Origin of the sequence: Brachybacterium epidermidis, assembly GCF_015209585.1 — a bacterium.
Classification (GTDB): domain Bacteria; phylum Actinomycetota; class Actinomycetes; order Actinomycetales; family Dermabacteraceae; genus Brachybacterium; species Brachybacterium epidermidis.
Genome location: NZ_JADEYR010000009.1, coordinates 60,551 through 78,756, shown reverse-complemented (window position 1 = coordinate 78,756; position 18,206 = coordinate 60,551). Strand labels below are relative to the sequence as shown.

15 protein-coding genes and 1 pseudogene are annotated in these 18,206 nt (G+C 70.5%); 2 read left to right on the top strand and 14 right to left on the bottom strand.

Annotated features, from left to right (window positions below; genetic code table 11):
• Positions 1 to 18: 18 nt before the first annotated feature.
• The 4 genes from dnaE to IOE58_RS09375 form a co-directional block, all read right to left on the bottom strand.
• The gene (dnaE, locus tag IOE58_RS09390; RefSeq protein WP_193866131.1) at positions 19 to 3,585 is read right to left on the bottom strand and encodes a DNA polymerase III subunit alpha; all 3,567 of its coding nucleotides are present in this window, start codon (positions 3,583 to 3,585) and stop codon (positions 19 to 21) included.
• Positions 3,586 to 3,642: 57 nt separating this feature from the next.
• A complete protein-coding gene (locus IOE58_RS09385; RefSeq protein WP_193866130.1) occupies positions 3,643 to 5,271 on the bottom strand; it encodes a hypothetical protein in 1,629 nt (542 codons plus the stop codon).
• Between the two features lie 7 nt (positions 5,272 to 5,278).
• A complete protein-coding gene (locus IOE58_RS09380; RefSeq protein ID WP_193866129.1) occupies positions 5,279 to 5,497 on the bottom strand; it encodes a Clp protease/crotonase-like domain-containing protein in 219 nt (72 codons plus the stop codon).
• Between the two features lie 197 nt (positions 5,498 to 5,694).
• Positions 5,695 to 6,588 (bottom strand): alpha/beta hydrolase, encoded by an 894-nt coding sequence (locus IOE58_RS09375; protein WP_193866128.1) that lies wholly within the window; start codon positions 6,586 to 6,588, stop codon positions 5,695 to 5,697.
• 259 nt (positions 6,589 to 6,847) lie between these two features.
• On the opposite strand from IOE58_RS09375, the gene IOE58_RS09370 reads away from it, so the two are divergent.
• On the top strand, positions 6,848 to 8,545 hold the full coding sequence (locus IOE58_RS09370; RefSeq protein ID WP_193866127.1) for an HNH endonuclease signature motif containing protein: 1,698 nt from the start codon (positions 6,848 to 6,850) through the stop codon (positions 8,543 to 8,545).
• Here IOE58_RS09370 and IOE58_RS09365 read toward each other — a convergent pair.
• Positions 8,539 to 9,291, bottom strand: a complete 753-nt coding sequence (locus IOE58_RS09365; RefSeq protein ID WP_193866126.1) for a hypothetical protein — start codon at positions 9,289 to 9,291, stop codon at positions 8,539 to 8,541. The two genes, IOE58_RS09370 and IOE58_RS09365, sit on opposite strands and share 7 nt — an antisense overlap.
• Positions 9,292 to 9,323: 32 nt before the next feature.
• Here IOE58_RS09365 and IOE58_RS09360 point away from each other — a divergent pair, with 32 nt between their 5' ends.
• On the top strand, positions 9,324 to 9,932 hold the full coding sequence (locus IOE58_RS09360; RefSeq protein ID WP_193866125.1) for a GNAT family N-acetyltransferase: 609 nt from the start codon (positions 9,324 to 9,326) through the stop codon (positions 9,930 to 9,932).
• A 10-nt stretch (positions 9,933 to 9,942) separates the two neighbouring features.
• Here the strand turns inward: IOE58_RS09360 and IOE58_RS09355 are convergent, their stop codons facing one another.
• From IOE58_RS09355 to murC, 9 genes and pseudogenes are all read right to left on the bottom strand, one after another.
• The gene (locus IOE58_RS09355; protein WP_193866124.1) at positions 9,943 to 10,869 is read right to left on the bottom strand and encodes an RluA family pseudouridine synthase; all 927 of its coding nucleotides are present in this window, start codon (positions 10,867 to 10,869) and stop codon (positions 9,943 to 9,945) included.
• Positions 10,866 to 11,459, bottom strand: coding sequence for a signal peptidase II (gene lspA, locus IOE58_RS09350; RefSeq protein ID WP_193866123.1), 594 nt, complete (start codon positions 11,457 to 11,459; stop codon positions 10,866 to 10,868). The genes IOE58_RS09355 and lspA overlap by 4 nt, the downstream gene beginning before the upstream one ends.
• Entirely contained in the window at positions 11,456 to 12,178 is a 723-nt protein-coding gene (locus IOE58_RS09345) for a DivIVA domain-containing protein (RefSeq protein ID WP_193866122.1), read from the bottom strand. Before IOE58_RS09345 ends, lspA begins: the two co-directional genes overlap by 4 nt.
• Positions 12,179 to 12,386: 208 nt before the next feature.
• Positions 12,387 to 12,677 carry a YggT family protein gene (locus IOE58_RS09340; RefSeq protein ID WP_193866121.1) on the bottom strand — a complete coding sequence of 97 codons (291 nt, stop codon included), beginning with the start codon at positions 12,675 to 12,677 and terminating at the stop codon, positions 12,387 to 12,389.
• A gap of 6 nt (positions 12,678 to 12,683) precedes the next feature.
• A complete protein-coding gene (locus tag IOE58_RS09335; RefSeq protein ID WP_193866120.1) occupies positions 12,684 to 13,166 on the bottom strand; it encodes a cell division protein SepF in 483 nt (160 codons plus the stop codon).
• 177 nt (positions 13,167 to 13,343) lie between these two features.
• Complete coding sequence (locus IOE58_RS09330; protein ID WP_348981937.1) at positions 13,344 to 14,072, bottom strand: purine nucleoside phosphorylase YfiH/LACC1 family protein; 729 nt, start codon at positions 14,070 to 14,072, stop codon at positions 13,344 to 13,346.
• A gap of 69 nt (positions 14,073 to 14,141) precedes the next feature.
• Positions 14,142 to 15,448: pseudogene (ftsZ, locus tag IOE58_RS09325) on the bottom strand (cell division protein FtsZ).
• Positions 15,449 to 15,650: 202 nt separating this feature from the next.
• Entirely contained in the window at positions 15,651 to 16,355 is a 705-nt protein-coding gene (locus tag IOE58_RS09320; protein ID WP_193866119.1) for a cell division protein FtsQ/DivIB, read from the bottom strand.
• Positions 16,295 to 18,199 (bottom strand): UDP-N-acetylmuramate--L-alanine ligase, encoded by a 1,905-nt coding sequence (gene murC, locus IOE58_RS09315; RefSeq protein WP_348981935.1) that lies wholly within the window; start codon positions 18,197 to 18,199, stop codon positions 16,295 to 16,297. The genes IOE58_RS09320 and murC overlap by 61 nt, the downstream gene beginning before the upstream one ends.
• Positions 18,200 to 18,206: the final 7 nt, after the last annotated feature.

Here is an 18,206-nt window from a genome sequence, read left to right as displayed (position 1 = left end):
CATCGCTGCGGGCCCGCATCACTGCAGACAGCTCGGCCCCAGCAGAGCCTTCAAGGACGCGTACAGTGCGGCCGAGGGAGTCACCGAGAGTCGCTTGTCCAGCTGCATCAGGGTGGCCCGACCGGGCTCGCGCAGCTTGACGCGCACCTCGCTGGAGCCGGGGTTGTCCTCGAGCACCTCCCGCAGCTGCTCGGCGACCGAGGTGGTGGCCCGCATCGAGGGCAGGGAGATCACGACCGGCCCGTCGGGCCCTCCCCCGGTGTCGGGGATGGTCATCTCCATCACCCGCAGCTCGGGCATCCCCTTGGAGGTGTCCACGCGGCCCTTCATGGAGACCACCAGGTCCTCGGCGAGCTCCGTGGCGACGGTCTGGTAGGTGGAGGGGAACAGCAGGCAGTCGATGGAGCCCTCGAGGTCCTCCACCGTGGCGATCGCCCACATGTCGCCCTTCTTGGTGGTCTTGCGAGCCAATGTGGTGATCAGCCCGGCGATGGTGACCATGGCGCCGTCCTCCACGGCCCCGTCGTCGGCGAGCGCGCTGATGGAGGTGCTCGAGTTCTGTGCGATCACGTGCTCGAGCCCGTACAACGGGTGGTCCGAGACGTACAGGCCCAGCATGTTTCGCTCGAAGGCGAGCTTCTCCTTGCGGTCCCACTCCGGCAGCTCCGGGATGGTGATGGTCGCCGCGGAGCCCGAGGAGGCGCCGTCCTGCCCGCCGCCGGTGAACATGTCGGCGAACAGGTCGTACTGGCCCTGGGCCTCCTTGCGCTTGACGTCCACCACGGCGTCGACCGCGTCCTCGTGCACCAGCACCAGGGAGCGGCGGTTGGCGCCCAGGGAGTCGAACGCCCCGCCCTTGATCAAGGACTCGATGGTGCGCTTGTTGCACACCGTCAGGGAGACCTTGTCCAGGAAGTCGGTGAAGGAGGTGAAGTCGCCCTTCTCCTTGCGCGCCTTGATGATCTCCTCCACCACGTTGTGGCCCACGTTGCGGATCGCGGACAGCCCGAAGCGGATGTCGCTGCCGACGGCGGAGAAGTACATGTCGGACTCGTTCACGTCCGGCGGCAGCACCGTGATGCCGCGGTGCCGGCAGTCACCCAGGTACAGGCCCAGCCGGTCGCGGTTCTCCTGCGTGGAGGTGAGCAGCGCGGCCATGTACTCGGTCGGGTAGTTCGCCTTGAGGTACGCGGTCCAGTAGGAGACCACGCCGTAGGCGGCGGAGTGGGACTTGTTGAACGCGTAGTCGGCGAAGGGCAGCAGGGTCTCCCACAGGGCGTCGACCGCCCCCTTGGAGTAGCCCTTCTCCCTCATGCCGGCCTCGAAGGAGACGAACTGCTTGTCCAGCTCGGCCTTCTTCTTCTTGCCCATCGCGCGGCGCAGGATGTCGGCCTGTCCCAGGCTGTACCCGGCCACCTTCTGCGCCGTCTGCATCACCTGCTCCTGGTAGACCAGCACGCCGTAGGTCTCCCCCAGGATCTCCGCCAGCGGCTCCTCCAGCTCGGGGTGGATCGGGGTGATCTCCTGCAGGCCGTTCTTGCGCAGCGCGTAGTTGGTGTGGGACCCCATGCCCATCGGACCGGGGCGGTACAGCGCCGAGACGGCGGTGATGTCGCCGAACTTGTCGGGCTTCATCTGCCGCAGCAGGGTGCGCATGCCGGAGCCGTCCAGCTGGAACACCCCGAGCGTGTCACCGCGCTGCATCAGCTCGTAGGTGGCCGGGTCCTCGAAGCCCAGGGTCTCCAGGTCCGGCGGGGTCTTTCCGTTGCGCTCGATGTTGACCAGCGCATCGGAGATCACGGTGAGGTTTCGCAGGCCCAGGAAGTCCATCTTCAGCAGGCCCAGGGTCTCGCACGTGGGGTAGTCGAACTGGGTGATGATCTGGCCGTCGGAGGGGCGGCGCATCATCGGGATGATGTCCATCAGCGGCTCGCTGGACATGATCACCGCGCAGGCATGCACGCCCCAGCCTCGGGTGAGGCCCTCGACGCCCTTGGCGATGTCGAACACCTTCTGGACGTCCGGCTCCTCGTCGTGGAGGCGGCGGAACTCGCCGGCCTCCGCGTACCGCTTGTGCTCGGGGTCGAAGATGCCCGACAGCGGGATGTCCTTGCCCATCACGGTGGGGGGCAGCGCCTTGGAGAGACGGTCCCCCATCGCGTAGGGGTAGCCCAGCACGCGAGCGGCATCCTTGAGGGAGTTCTTGGTCTTCATCACGCCGTAGGTGATGACCTGGGCGACGCGGTCGTCGCCGTACTTGCGTTCCACGTACTCGATGACCTCGCCGCGGCGGCGGTCGTCGAAGTCGACGTCGAAGTCGGGCATGGAGACGCGGTCGGGGTTGAGGAACCGCTCGAACAGCAGCCCGTGCTCGAGGGGGTCGAGATCGGTGATGCGCATGGCGTAGGCGACCATGGATCCCGCACCGGAGCCACGGCCCGGACCCACGCGGATGCCGTTCTCCTTGGCCCACTTGATGAAGTCGGAGACGACCAGGAAGTAGCCGGGGAACCCCATCTGGGTGATCACCTCGACCTCGTACTTCGCGCGGCGCGTGACCTCGTCGGGGATGCCACCGGGGTAGCGGTACTCCAGTCCCCGCTGGACCTCCTTGACGAACCAGGAGTGCTCGTCCTCCCCGGGCGGGGTGGGGAACACCGGCATGAAGTTGGCGCCCTCACCGGTGGTGGTGAACTGCACGTCGCACATCTCGGCCACGCGCAGGGTGTTGTCGCAGGCCTCCGGCATCTCCCGGAACAGCTCGCGCATCTGCTGGGCTGACTTCAGGTAGTAGCCGGAGCCGTCGAACTTGAAGCGGCCGGGGGTGTCGAAGGTGGAGCCCGAGTTGATGCACAGCAGGGCGTCCTGGATCTTCGCATCGGCCTCGGTGACGTAGTGGAGGTCGTTGGTGGCCAGCAGCGGCGCACCGATCTCCTTCGACAGGGCGATGAGGTCCTTGGTCACGCGCTGCTCGAGGGTGAGCCCGTGGTCCATCAGCTCGACGAAGTAGTTCTCCTTGCCGAAGATGTCCTGGTACTCGCCTGCCGCCTTGATGGCCTCGTCCCACTGGCCCAGGCGGATGCGGGTCTGGATCTCACCGGAGGGGCATCCCGTGGAGGCGATCAGCCCGCTGCCGTACTTTGCGAGGATCTCCCGGTCCATCCGGGGCCACTTGCCCATCTGCCCGTCCAGGGACGCGGACGACGCCAGGCGGAACAGGTTGTGCATGCCCTCGGTGGTGCGCGAGAGCAGGGTGAGGTGGGTGTAGGCACCGCGGGCGGAGACGTCGTCCCCGGCCTCCTGCTGCTGCTTGGTGCCCCATTGCACGCGGGTGCGGTCATGTCGGCTGGTGCCGGGGGTCACGTAGGCCTCGACGCCGATGATCGGCTTGATGCCCGCGGCGGTGGCCTCGCGGTAGAACTCGTAGGCGCCGAACACGTAGCCGTGGTCCGTGATGGCGATCGCCTTCTGGCCCTGACGTGCGGTTTCGGCCACCAGTTTGTCGATCTTCGCGGCCCCGTCCAGCAGGGAGTAGTCGGTGTGACAGTGGAGGTGGACGAAGTCCTGGGAGTCCGCGGAAGCCATGCGTTCCAGGGTAGTCCGGGGCACCGACCGACGCGCCGGTGGGCGGGGTCATGGTGGTCACCCCGGCGGGTCGGCGCGCTCACCTCGAAGGACGCTCCTGGCAGCGTCCAACGGGTCCGCGGGGAGATTCGCCTCCTCCCAGCAGTGGACGAAGGCCGGTACATGGCGAGGATCGGGATCACGGCGGAACTGGTCGAGCAGGAACCGCTGGGCATCAGCACTGAGGCCGCTCTTGCCGAGCGCCACCGCGACGTCGTGGACACCGAGGACTCTCAGCCGTTCCTGGGTGTGAGCACGCTCGTGGATCTCGATGACATCACTGGCGTACTCGCTGCTCCCGTACGAGTGCCGATCGTCCCTGACCTCGGCGAGCAAGGGCTGGCGATCGACCGACCAGTCCACCGCCCCTCGGTCGACGGCGACCCGGGTCACTGCGAGCTGCGCCCGCGATGACCATCGACGGGTCCGATGGAAGAACTCGGCGAAGGTGGCTCCGCTCCATCGGCGAAGGGCTTTCTCCAGCGCGTCGACATCGCGCATGCGCAAGGCCAGGTCCGCAGCCAGCCGCTGGAGTCTGTCGAGCCGCGCATGCACCAGTTCTGCTGGTGAACGACCGATGTCGGAGAACCGCTGGTCGACGAGGATCCCGTCACCCATCGGGTCGATGTCCAGGAGGAAGGGAGCAGCCGTGTCCCTTCGGACGGGTCCTGCGCCCTCGTGCGAGGCCAGGTCGACGTCGATGAGATCGAGGAGAGCCTCGATCCGCCGCTCGACCTCCGAAGCGGCGAGTTCACACAGTCTCCGGTCCCAGTGCTCGATGACCAGGGGCATGATGGGGATCTGCGGGCTCGGGTGCTTCTCCTCGAGCCCGATGACGGTGCGGATGAATCGTTCAGGCTGCCCACTGCCTGGTCGCGCAGCACGGGGCACGAGGCGGCTCGCCAGATCGATGGCGACACCGAAGGCACGATCGTGCTGATTCCACTGATCGAGGCCGGATCGTATTCGTGTGACAGCGAGCAGAGCTGCGTCGAACGACGCGGCCGAGTCCCTCCCGATGCCGCCCTGGAGAAGGTCGGACACCTGCACCGCGGCATGCATGCTGTCCGGAGGGAGGTCTGCCTCTCCGTCCTCCCCCAGCCACGATGCGACCCTTTCGCGCAGGCACCTCTCGGCCTGCGTCGGCGTGGCATGACGAAGGAGCCAGCCATGGAGGTCGTACGCCTCCGGTGCCAGGCCGATGCTCCCCAGTCCCTCATCGACGTACGCGTTGATGGAGAGCTCGTCGCCGGGATCACGCTCCCATGCTCGTGCCGCGAGGGCGTCCCGTGCACGCTCCAGATCCGCGAACGGCACAGCGTCGTCATGCACGTTGGTGATCGCTGCCTGCGGATCCGGTTCGCGGTCCGCGAGCCACCGCGCCACGACCGCGGCAGCGTGAACACAGAACGGGGCCAGTGCCGAGCCACCATCGTATGAGTGGCCGCACGTGCATCGGAAAGGGCTCCCCCAGTACCGGCCCATGCGCACCACGCGATCAGGGTCGGAATGGACCACACCTTCGAGCGGCATGAGACCGTGCTCGTGGTCCAGAAGATCCACTCCGCGTGCCAGGATGCACGCCTCGGTCAACTGCGCCGCGGGCACCGTGTGCGTGAGGTCGGCCAGGACCATGGGAGAGCTCATGGATGGATCATCGGACAGGGGTGCGACAGAAGAACGCGACTCGGCGTCGCCCGCCCGGGCGATCAAGGCCGTCGATGATCTCGTCGATCGAGTCCTGCCCTGCGCCTCCGACATACCGCTCGAGCGTCTCCGCACGGTAGCGGTTCACGGACGCGTCGCGCTGCAGTGCCCTGATCCGGGCGCGGCGAAGCACCTGCTCATCCACGGTGATCGTCAGGTTGGCCATGCTCCTGTGCAGCGCGGGTCCCATGGAGCACAGGTTCGGTCCAGCAGTGGCCTCCCGTCGGGCAGGACGACAAAGATCCGGTCGAGGCCGACGTGCTCACGACCGGACACCTTGGGGCAGCAGTACCCGTCGGCCCAGAGAGTTTCGTATCGCGCGGGCCCGGACCGCGGAGCGGTCCCACGAAGGCCCGCCGGGCTTCACCCCTCGTCGGCCAGCAGGAACCGTGCCACCTGGTCGATGTAGCCGGTGCGGTCCGCGAAGTAGGAACCGCAGTGGTCGGCCCCCTCGGTGAGCACCAGCCGTGCCGACGTTCCGGCGGCCCGCGCCAGGCGGTGCGCGTGCTCGACCGGGATCACCGAGTCCTCGGTGCCATGGAACATCAGCAGGGGGCGGGGCTCGATGCGGCTGATCGCCTCGATCGGCCGCACCTGGGAGAAGCCGTAGCCGTAGCGGCGTCGGGTGGCGAGGTCCACGAGGTGCGCGAAGGCGCCCGGCACCCTGAGCGAGGCGGCGGCTGCTGCGACCACGCCGTGCATGTCGGCGAAGGAGGAATCGGCGACCACGCGGGAGACGGTCGGATCCTCGGCCGCCACCAGGATCGACACGGCCGCCCCCATGGAGAAGCCCAGCAGGTCGATCCGGGCGTCGGGCCGGCGGGTCCTGGCGAATGCGATGGCGGCGCGCAGATCCTGCTGCTCGTAGTGCCCGAGGGACTGCCGGCCGTCATCGGAGGCGCCGTTGCCGCGGAAGTCGAACAGCAGCACGCTCGCGCCGGCGCGGTGCAGCCCGGTGCCGATGCCCAGCATCTGCGACTTGTCGCCGCGGAAGCCGTGGCTGGCGATCACCACGTGCTCACTGCGCTCGGCTCCAGGGGCGTCGAGCCACCATCCCCGGATAGTGGCCCCGTCGGCCGCGGTGAAGTCGACGGCCTCGCTGTCCACGCCGAGCTCGAAGGGCGTGAAGGTGTACGGCAGGTCGGGACGGCGGGGCCCGTTGAGCTGCCGGGCGGCCAGCAGGGCGGCTCCACCGGCGAGCGACGTGGCCCCCGCTCCGGTCAGCGCGGCGGCGATCAGTGGTGCGTTGCGTGGCATGGATCGCAGTCTAGGCACGGCGGCAGGCACGGCTCCGGCTCCTGTGGATACGTGCGGGGCCTCGGTGGCCGACTCGTTATCCACAGAATGTGGAAAAACATGCATGGTGGAGGAACCCGGATCTGCATTGTCCACCCTTTTATCCACGGCCTTCCACACATTTCGAACGTACTTTCGATTGTCGGTGATGGCGCCTACTCTTGGACCATCAGCACAGCCGAGGGATTCCCGGCCGCGACATCCACCGAAAGGGGGAACGATGACCCAGGTCAGCGATGGTTCCGTGCCGAAGCCGCGGGGTCGCGCCGCTGCGCGTTCCCGCCCCGGTGCGCCACGCCCGCGCAAGCCCGGGATCCGAGGATCAGGGCGTCCGCTCACGCGGGAGACCCTCCCTTCAGAAGCTTTCGTCGACGAGGCCGGGGCGGAGGCGGAGAAGCTCCGGGAGCTGTGGGATCTGGGCCTGGCCGAGTCACGGCAGCTGGCCGCGAAGCTCCGTCTCGCGGCGCGTCACTGGCCCGCCGGCGATCCGGAGGATCCGGATCTGCGCGACGAGGCGGATCTGATGGTGTCTCAGGCCCTGCGCTGCAGCATCCATCACGCATCCCGGCTGCTGGAGGATGCTCACACCGCCGTCACCCATCTGCCGCGACTGCTGGCGCGTCTCGAGGCCGCTGAGCTGCCGGCGCGCTGGTTCACCGTCGTGCTGCGTCGCGCCGGTGGTCTGCGCGAGGCGGCACTGCACGAGCTCGACGAATCCATCGCCAGCTGGGAGCTCGCGGTCGACGAGGGACGCTTCCGTCGCGAGCTCGGTGCCCTGGTGCGCTGGCTCAGCGATCAGCAGGAGGCCGCTCAACGCTCACGCCCTCAGCACAGTGTGGACATCCTCCCGCCCGATGAGGACGGCACCGCCTGCCTTCAGGTCATCGGCCCCGCGCCGGAGATCCTCGCCCTGGGGCGCCGACTGGACTCCGCGGCCCGCGCGATCCAGCGAGCTCAGCGTCAGGCCCTGGAGAGCGGGCAGGAGATCCCCTTCGATGACGGCAGCGTCTCCGGGACCGCGAGGCCGCTCTCCCTCGCGGCGCTGCGCTACCGGGTTCTGACCGGTTCCGTGCTGGAGACGGGCACGGTCGAGGTCCCCCGTGAGCGGTTCCGCATCACCGTCACGGTCCCCGCGCTCAGCCTGCTGGGTGCGGTGGACGCACCCGGCATGCTCGACGGCATCCACCCCATCCCCGCGGAGATGGCGCGGGAGCTCGCCGGTGGGGAGAACACCTGGTACCGCGTGCTCACCGATCCGAGCACCGGTGCGTTCCTGCCCCTGCCGGCCGACCGCTACACCGCCAGGCCCGACATGCTCGAGCACCTGCGCCTGCGCCATCCCACCTGCGCCGTGCCCGGCTGCACCAGGCCCACCTCCTGGGCCAGCGAGATGGACCACATCGAGGAGTTCGACCACCGCGACCCCGCATCCGGCGGTCCCACCTCGATCGAGAACACGCACCTGCTGTGCTGGCGTCATCACCAGCTGAAGACGGCCGGCCTCATCGACCCCGTGCGCCGCAGTGCCGCCACGGCTGATCCGCTGGGCAGTTCACCTTCCGATCCGCCCTCTAGGTCACCTTCCGATCCGCCCTCCAGGTCACCTTCCGATCCGCCCTCCAGGTCACCTTCCGATCCGCCCTCCAGGTCACCTTCCGATCCGCCGGCCAAGTCACCCTCGGGCCCACCCAGCGGAACACTCCACCCGGGCTCCACGTCCTGGGCGATCCGCGGGGGCCCTCCCGTCGACGCCATCGACGACACCGACATGGTCACGCCGTGGGTGGTCGATGCCTTCACCCAGGTGTGGGACGAGGTGCAGCAGCGCATCGCCCGCCATCGCACCGCGATGACCGATGTCGAAATCGGAGAATCCACCGAGGGCACGGAGGAGCAGTACGGCCCGCCGCCCTACTGATCGTCCTGCTCCGCGGCGTCCTCCCGCCGCATGTCGGCCAGCAGCTGGTCCAGGTAGTCGTGCACGTCCTCGTAGCTGAGGTGGCGCTCATCGCGGCGCGGCGGGATCCCGCCCACGAACGCTCCACCGTGCCAGGCCATCGAATCATCCGGCAGGGATGGGTCGTCCGCACGCCACAGATCGAGCGGGATGTTGTGGGCGGCCAGGTCTCGGGCGATCTCATCGGCCTGGGCGGGGCTGCCGGAGCGCTGCAGCACGGAGACCAGCAGCGACTGCGCGGCCCATGCCGATGCCTCGTCATGCCCTGGTCCACCGTCCTCGCCGGGCTCCACGGATTCCTGCACCAGGGCGATGAAGCTGGCAGCGAGATCGTCGCGGCCGTCCTCGTAGTGGTCCTTCGCGACCCGTAGCGCGATGCGCGGCACGTACTGGCGCTGCTCCCACAGCACGGCCGCACCCACCAGTGCCATGCCCACACCGGTCGGGAAGTCCGGGTCCTGCGCGATGGGGTGCACCGGGAGGCGCCCTGCGCGGCGATCGTCGTCCGCTGCCAGGAAGTCCTCGCTGGCCGCTGCGATCGCGGCCCGCGCCGTGCCCTGGTCCCGGAGAGCCACCTCGGCACCAGTGGGTTCGATGCCCAGTCGCCGGGCCACGCGGGCGAAGGGGAACTCCGATCGGGACAGCGCGCGATCCTGGGGGACCGCCGGGATCAGAGGGGCCGAGGACGACGACTGCTTCTCGCTCATCCCACGACGCTACCGCGTGGCACACTCGGGCGATGCACACCATCCCGGCCGTCGCCCTCCGCCCCCTCACGAGCGCCGATGCCGCTGTCCTGGCCGACTGGGCCGCGGACGACACGTTCGGCGCTCATGCCGGCTGGACGCCGGGCTTGGCCTGGGACGAGCACGAGCGCTTCTGGCTCCACCGCATCATCGCGGACCCGCCGCCCGAGCTGCTGCGCCTGGGCGTCGAGCACGAGGGGGCATTGATCGGCTACGTGGATCTGTATGGGACCCGGGCTGACGAGCGCGAGCTGGGATACGTCATCGGACCGTCCACCCGCTGGGGGCAGGGACTGGGCAAGGCCGCGGCCCGAGCCGGCCTGGCGTACGGCTTCGACTCGCTGGCGCTGGCCTCGATATGGGCGGAGGCCCTGCCCCTGAACGCGCCCTCGGTGCGGATCCTGGAGGGGATCGGCATGCGGCACACCGGCCGCGGCGACGAGGCATCCTTCCTGGGGGCGAGGAGCCACTACGAGCAGTACCGCATCACCCGAGAGCAGTACGAGAAGATCCGTGCCGATCCGAGCACCGCAGATGCCCGAGCAGACCCGGGCACACCTGCTGCCCGACGGCCGCAGCAGAACCCCACCGCCCCCGGGTGACGGAGCGCGGTCAGCCCTCCCGCAGGACCTCGAGCGCCTGCTGCAGGTCCTTAGGATACCGGGAGGTGAAGGTGACCGGTCGGCCCGTCACGGGGTGCACGAAGCCCAGCTCCATCGCGTGCAGCCACTGCCGGTTCAGCCCCAGGCGCTCCCCCAGCGTCGGGTCCCCGCCGTACATCGTGTCGCCAACCAGCGGGTGGTGCAGAGCGGAGAAGTGCACCCGGATCTGATGCGTGCGACCGGTCTCCAGCGAGATGCGCAGCAGGGTCGCGGCACGCAGCTCCTCCAGGGTCTCGTAGTGGGTGACCGAATGCTTGCCCTCGTGTGTGACCGCGAACCTGTAGTCGTGGTGCGGGGAGCGGCCGATGGGGGCCTCGATGGTGCCCCGCGGCTGATCGGGCCGACCCTGACACACGGCGTGGTACGTCTTGTCCACCTCGCGGGCGCGGAAGGCATCCTTCAGGGTGGTGTAGGCGCGCTCCGTGCGGGCCACCACCATCAGTCCGCTGGTGCCCACGTCCAGCCGTGAGACGATCCCCTGCCGCTCCGGGTCCCCACTGGTGCGGATCGCCACCCCGGCCGCGGCGAGGTGCCCCAGCACGGTGGGCCCGGACCAGCCAGCACTGGGATGGGCAGCGACGCCGACGGGCTTGTCGATCACCACGATGTCGTCGTCCTGGTGCACCAGCGCCATCCCCTCGGCGATCTGCGGCCGCACCTCCACGGCCGGCCGCTCCTCCAGAATGGTCACCGAGAGCATCGCTCCTGCTTCCAGGCGGGTCGATCGAGCGGGCGTGGCGCCGTCGAGCTCGACGTGGCCGGCGTCCACGAGATCCGCGGCGCGGGAACGGGACAGCCCCAGCATCCGCGACAGCCCGACGTCGATGCGCTCACCGGCCAGGCCGTCCGGCACCATCAGCACGCGGGAGGCGTTCATCGCTGGTCCTCGACGGGCTCGACGGGCTCCGCTGGGTCCGCCGGGACGCCGATCACTCCCAGTAGCACCACCAGGACGGCACCGCCCACCACGGCCATGTCGGCCACGTTGAACACCGGCCAGTTGGGCAGCTGCAGGAAGTCGACGACCTCGCCGCGGAACGGGCCGGGCGGGCGCAGCAGGCGATCATGGATGTTGCCCAGCGCCCCGCCCAGGATCAGGCCCATCGCCAGGGTGTACCACGGCGAGCGCACCGCCTTGACGGAGAACACGATCACCCCGATCGCGATCGCGATCTGCAGCGCCGTGACCACGGGTGTGATCTTCGAGCCCATGCCCCAGGCCGCGCCCGAGTTGTACAGCAGCGTCAGCTGCAGCACCTCCCCCAGGAAGGGCTGCGGGTCCAGCTCGTCCAGGTTCGCCTCTGCCCAGGTCTTGGAGACCTGGTCCAGCACGGCCAGCACGGCGGCAAGGACGCCCACGATCAGCAGCACCGTCCCCCGGCCGAGCCTGCGGGACCGTGACTGACGGCGACGAGCGCCGGACCCCTCGGGCCCGGCGCTCGTCGCGGTGGAGTGCGTAGGACTCACAGACCGAAGTTCGCCTGCTTGTCCTGGGTCTCGCTGGTGTCGAGCTCGCGCAGCTGGTTCTCCAGGTAGTTGCGCAGACGGTTGCGGTAGTCGCGCTCGAAGGTGCGCAGACCCTCGATGGACTTCTCCAGCTCCGCCTTCTTGGACTCCATGGCGTCCAGCGTGGTGCGGGACTTCTCCTCCGCCTCGGTGACGATGCGGCGGTGCTCTTCGTTGGCCTCGTTGATGAGGCGGTCGCGCTCGTCCTCACCGTTCTTGACGTACTCGTCGTGCAGGCGATTCGCCAGGGCGATGATCCCGGCGGCGTCCCGCGGAGCGGCGTCGCGATCGGGCTCGGGCTGCTCCTGCGGGGCATCGACCACGGTCTGGGGGCCGGTGGCCTCGGTATCGGCCCGGGCGTCGACGTCCGCCTCGGCGGACTGCTTGGGCACGGCGGCAGCAGGCGTCTCGTGCATCTGCTCGCCCTCGGGGGCCTCACGCACGACGGTCTCGTCGTGGTCGTCGCCACCGGCGGCCGGAGCGGCCGACTCGAGCTCGGCGATGCGGTTGTGCGCCTCCTCGAGCTCCTTGGTCAGGCGGTTGTTCTCGTCGATGAGCTCCTGCAGGCGGGGCAGGATGTCGTGGTCGAGGTAGCTGTCGACCTCATCCATGTCGTAGCCCTCGGAGAACCGCACCGGGGTGAACCGCTTCTGCAGCAGGTCATCGGGCATCAGAGCCATGGGTCACCTTCTCGTCAGTCTCGGGTGTGTCAGCGCACCAGGCGCAGCAAGGACCAGCGTAGCCGATCGGGCGACGGGGCCGCGCCCGGGCTCCTCGCGCACGGGGCGACGGCCTTGACCGGCGCATGCTCACGCCCCCGACCCCGCACCAGCCAGCGCGCACGCGAGCCAGCGCGCACGCGCAGCAGCTCACGGCGGCTGCCCCGTGTCACATGGCCAGGCCGGCCAGCACCCGCAGCAGGATCCAGCCCACGACCAGCAGCAGCATCATGCTCAGGTCCAGAGCGACCGCACCGATGCGCAGCGGGGGGATCAGTCGGCGCAGTGCCTTCACCGGGGGGTCGGTCAGCGTGTAGACCACCTCGAACAGCACCAGCACCAGGCCCGAGGGCCGGAAGTCCCGCGAATAGGCGCGGATCCACTCCATCACCAGCCGCGCGATCAGCAGCAGCATGTACAGCAGTACGGCGAGGTACAGCGCTCCTGCGATCAGCTGCACCGGATCTCAGCTCTGGTTGTAGAAGCTGTCCTCGTCGGCCGAGGAGTCCCCGTCGACCTGGACGAACTCCGGAGAGAGCAGGAACACCTTGGAGGTGACGCGCTCGATCGTGCCGCGCAGGCCGAACACCAGGCCGGCGCAGAAGTCGACCATGCGCTTGGCGTCGCCGTCCTGCATGTCGGAGAGGTTCACGATGACGGGCACGCCGTCGCGGAAGGACTCGCCGATCGCCTTGGCGTCGTTGTACGAACGCGGGTGGATCGTGGTGATGCGGTGCATCGACTCCTCCACGGCGGGGGTCATGGCCACGACGCTCGACCGCTGGCGGATCGGCGTCACCTGGGCCTCACGGTCGGTGGTCTCCGGACCGCGCTCGGCGCGGCGGTGCGAGGCCGCCTCGTCCCGACGGTCCAGCTCGTCCTCGTAGTACTCGTCGTCGACCTCGTTGGCGAGGCCGAGAGCGACCATGGCGTTGCGCCAGGTTCCCATCGCAGATCTCCCAGTCTGTGCTTCCGTCACGCTGACCTGGACCCCAGGGAAGCACGGGGAGTGCGTGGGGGTCCTGTCCCGAAAGTACCGGAGAGCCCGCCGCGCGACGGGGACGCGCCCGGCGTGTCGGGGCGTGTCGCAGGAATCGTCGACTCCCCACCGACGGGCCCACCCGCCTCAGCCCCGGCGGATCACCCCGGCGAAGCGGCCCGTGGTGCGGCTGCGGCGATACGAGAACCAGGCGGGGTCCTCGATGGTGCAGGGATGGTCACGGTCGATCGCATCGGCCGGCACGCCCGCCCGGCCGAGTGCCTCCACGGCGCCGGCGCGCAGATCGATCGCCGGGGTGCCCCAGCTCGTACGGGTGCGGGTCGAGGGCAGGCGACGAGCGGCGTCCTCGGCCATGTCCGGCGGCACCTCGTAGCACCTTCCGCAGGCCGACGGACCTACGGCCGCCTGTATCCGCTCGGCTCGTGCGCCCAGGCGCTCCATCGCCGCACCGGTCGCCCCGAGCCCCCCGGCCAGCAGCCCCGGCCGGCCCGCGTGTGCCGCCCCGATCACCCCCGCCTCCGCCTCGCTCAGCAGCACCGGCATGCAGTCGGCCACCATGATGGCCAGGGCGATGTCGTCGCGGTCGGTGACCAGGGCGTCGGCGGTCACCACCGGGGGCTGCCCCGGTCCCGATGTCGCCTCGTCGCGGGCGGTCGCCCCGTCGCGGGCGGACGCCCCGTGCGCCGACGCCTCGGCCCGCGGCAGCACATGCACCTGGGCGCCGTGCACCTGGTCCACGAACACCAGCGGGCGTCCCACGACCTCGGCCACCCGCGAGCGGTTCTCGCTGACCACGGCGTCATCGTCCCCGACGTGCCGGGCGAGGTTCAGGGACTCGTACGGGCCCTTGCCCACCCCGCCCTCACGCGTGGTGAACAGGGCACGGGCCCCGCAGTCGCGGAGCCCGTGCGGGAAGAGGTGTCCTCACTTGAGGAAGGACGGCAGGTCGAGATCGTCGTCGTCGGCCGGCGGCTCCTCGATGCGCGGGGACGCACGGGCTCCGACTGCGGTGCGGGGACGGGGCGAGCGGCCTGGCCGTTGCCCTGGTGCTGGTCCTCGTCCTCCTGGTCGGCCGGGTCCATCCGCTCGGTCCGGGGCTCCTGCTGCTGCTCGGCCGAGGGGCGGGAGGGCGCGAAGGTCTGCTGCGGGACGCCCCAGCCGCCGGCAGCCCCCGCGGCCGTACCGGCCCCGCTCATGGAGGCGGTGCGCTCGGTCGCGGCCGGGCGCGGCTGGACCGGCTCGGGACGCGCAGCGGGGCGGGACTGCTCGGTGCGCTGCGGGGGGCCACCGGCCTCGAAGCCCGCGGCGATCACGGTCACCCGCACCTCGTCGCCCAGGGCGTCGTCGATGACGGCGCCGAAAATGATGTTCGCGTCGGGGTGCGCGGCCTCCTGCACCAGGCGTGCGGCCTCCGAGACCTCGTACAGGCCCAGGTCGCTGCCGCCCTGGATCGACAGCAGCACGCCGTAGGCGCCGTCGATGGATGCCTCCAGCAGCGGGCTGGAGACGGCGAGCTCGGCGGCCTGCAGGGCGCGGTCGTCGCCGCGGGAGGAGCCGATGCCCATCAGGGCGCTGCCCGCTCCCTGCATCACGGACTTGACGTCGGCGAAGTCGAGGTTGATCAGGCCCGGGGTGGTGATCAGGTCGGTGATGCCCTGGACACCCGAGAGCAGCACCTGGTCCGCGGACTTGAAGGCGTCCAGCATGGACACCTGCTTGTCGGCGATGGACAGCAGACGGTCGTTGGGGATCACGATGAGGGTGTCCACCTCGGCCTGCAGGGCGGCGATGCCGGACTCGGCCTGGGTGGAGCGGCGGCGGCCCTCGAAAGTGAAGGGGCGGGTGACCACACCGATGGTCAGCGCGCCAAGGCTGCGGGCGATCTTGGCGACCACGGGGGCACCGCCGGTGCCGGTGCCGCCGCCCTCGCCGGCGGTCACGAAGACCATGTCGGCCCCGCGCAGGACCTCCTCGATCTCCTCGGCGTGGTCCTCGGCGGCCTTCTTGCCGACCTCCGGATCGGCACCGGCCCCGAGCCCCCGGGTGATCTCCTTGCCGACGTCGAGCTTGACGTCGGCGTCCGACATCAGCAGGGCCTGCGCGTCGGTGTTGATGGCGATGAACTCGACGCCCTTGAGACCGGCCTCGATCATGCGGTTGACGGCGTTGACACCGCCGCCGCCGATGCCGACGACCTTGATGACTGCGAGGTAGTTCTGGGATCCGGCCACGTTGATGTCCTTGCTGTTGTCGATCTGCTGTCGAACGGGGACCCAACCCTCGACCTCGAGTTGAGGTTCGGACTCTGCGGCCCCGTTCCTTCTCTTCGACGCTAAGGACGTGGCCGACGGGGCGCAACGACCTGCCGCGCGTGTCGTGTGGCGAACCTCCCGGTCCCGGGGTTCAGGCCGCGAAGGCGAGGGCGCGCGAGGGTCAGCGGGTGACCGGCGCCACCGGGGAGGAGACGTCGATCACGGAACCGGGCTGCGGGATCAGCGCCTGGACCACGTCGCCCTTCAGCTCGGCGTCGCGGGCATCGCCCCACACCACGCTCTTGGTGCTGCCGTCCTCCAGGGCCAGGGTGAAGGTGACGTCGCTGGGGCTGGTGGCGGTCATGTCCTGGACGGCAGGGCGGATCGGGTCAGGCAGCTCGGCGAGCACCTCGGTCATCGCCTCCGCGGCGCCGTCGGGGTCCTGTGAGGTGGTGCCCACTCGCAGCGGGATCAGCGTCGCGCCCTCGGCCGCGGCCGCCGGCAGCTCCTCCCCTGCGGCGTCGATCACCGCGACGGTGCCATCGGCACGGGTCAGGTGGGCGACAGGCTCGGACTCGACGACGGTGACGTGCATGCCATCGGGCCAGCGGCGCTCCACCTGGGCGGACTCGATGCCGGGGACGGTCGCGAGGTCCTCGCCGATCGCGTCGGTGGGCAGCAGCAGCACGCTGTCCCCCAAGCGAGGATCGAGGTGGGAGCGCACCGCCTGCTCCTCGACGTAGCCCAGGCCCGAGACGCTGATCTGCTGCAGCCGCAGGGCGGGCAGCCAGATCGCGGCCGACAGCACACCGATCAGCGCCAGCGTCACGACGACGGCACCGGCGATGATCGCGCGCCGGCGACGACGCCAGGGCCGACCGGCCACCAGGGCACGGAAGCGGTGAGCGGCAGGGACGACGTTGTCGGGGCCGTCAGGGCTGTCGGAAGCGTCGGGGCGGGGCTCGCGGAGCTCGGGCCGGGTGTCGCGGGGCGCGGGCCGGGGATTGCGGGCGCGCCGCGGCGGTCACGGGCGAGCGGCCGTAGCTGCGGCCCGGCGGGTCGGAGGGCGGCCTCCGCGGTTCCTGCCCCCGCTGGGCCTCGAGGGGCCGCTGCGGGGCCCGGCCGGACTGCGGCGGGACCCGGCCGGACTGCTGCGAGGACCGCCGCGACCCGGTGGGGCGCGGCGGGCTGGGGCGGCGGGCCATCAGGCCGTCCCCGGGCGCGGCGCAGCGCCTGCAGCACCGCCGGAGTGTCCTCCACCACGTCCCCGGCACCGAGCATCAGCACCAGGTCCCCGGGGCGGGCCTCCCCCGCCACCTGGGAGGGCACCGGTGCACGTGCGTCCAGGGGGCGCACGTGAGCGGCGGTCGAGTGCTGGGTGATGGTGCGGGCATCCACCGTCGGGTCGGGGTCCTCACGGGCGGGGTACACGGGCATCACCCAGGCCAGGTCCGCGCCCTCCAGGGAGGCGGCGAAGGCGGCGGCGAAGTCGCGGGTGCGGGAGAACAGGTGGGGCTGGAACACCGCGAGCACCCGGCCACCCGCACCCTGATCGGCGACGATGGCGCGCGCGGCGGCGATGGTGGCGGTGACCTCGCGCGGATGGTGGGCGTAGTCGTCGATCACCGTGATGCCGTCCACCACACCGGCCAGGTCGAAGCGGCGGGAGGCCCCCGTGAAGCGTCCCAGCCCGTCGGCGAGCGCCTCCAGCGGCGCATCGGGCGCGGCCGATGCGGTACCGGCGAGCGCACCCAGGGCGTTGAGCACGTTGTGGTGGCCGGCCACCGCCAGGCGCACCCGGAGCGGGCCGCGCGGGCTGAGCACCTCGACATCGGTGCCATCGGGGCCGGAGTCCTCGGCGAGGACCCGCCAGTCGGCGTCCTCGCTGGTGCCGTAGGTGCTCACGCTCGCGCCATGAGCGGCGGCCCGCTCCCCCAGCGCCCGGGCGCCCTCGTCGTCGGCGCACACCACCAGGGTGCCGCCGGGAAGGATCCGGTCGGTGAGGGCGTCGAAGCCGGCCTGCAGGGTGGCGGCGTCCCCGTGGAAGTCGAGATGGTCGGGCTCGAGGTTGGTGACCACGAGGGACCGGGGGGTGAAGGCCAGGAAGGAGCCGTCGGACTCGTCGGCCTCGATCACGGCGATCCCGGTGCCGTCGCGCATCGATTCCGTGGGCGAGGGCTCCGCACCGAGGCCGGCGTTGCGGCCCAGGTCGGGCACGGCGGCCCCGAGCGCCCAGGCAGGATCCAGGCCCGCACCGCGCAGCGCCATCACGGCCAGGCCGGTGGTGGAGGTCTTGCCGTGGGTGCCGGCGATGGCCACCAGGTCCCGCTGCCCCATGAGCCCGGCCAGGGCCGCGGCGCGGTGGACGACGGGGATGCCGCGCCGGTGGGCGGCGATGATCTCGGGGTTGTCGGCGCGCACGGCGGTGGAGACCACCACCAGGTCCAGGTCCTCGGCCAGCAGGTCCGCATCGAAGCCGATGCCGATGCGGGCTCCCGCCTCGCGCAGCGGGCCGATGAACTGGCCGTCCTGGGAGTCGGAGCCGCTGACCTCGATGCCGGCCTCCAGGGCCAGCCGCGCCACGGCCGACATCCCGGCCCCGCCGATCCGCACCACGTGGAGGGAGCGGATCGGGCTCCCGGAAGGCCACTGCGCGTGGGTGACGACGTCCCCGGGAGTGAGGATGGTGCGGGGTGCGGGCCCCTGGGTGCGGGCAGCGGCGTCAGTCATGGCTTCA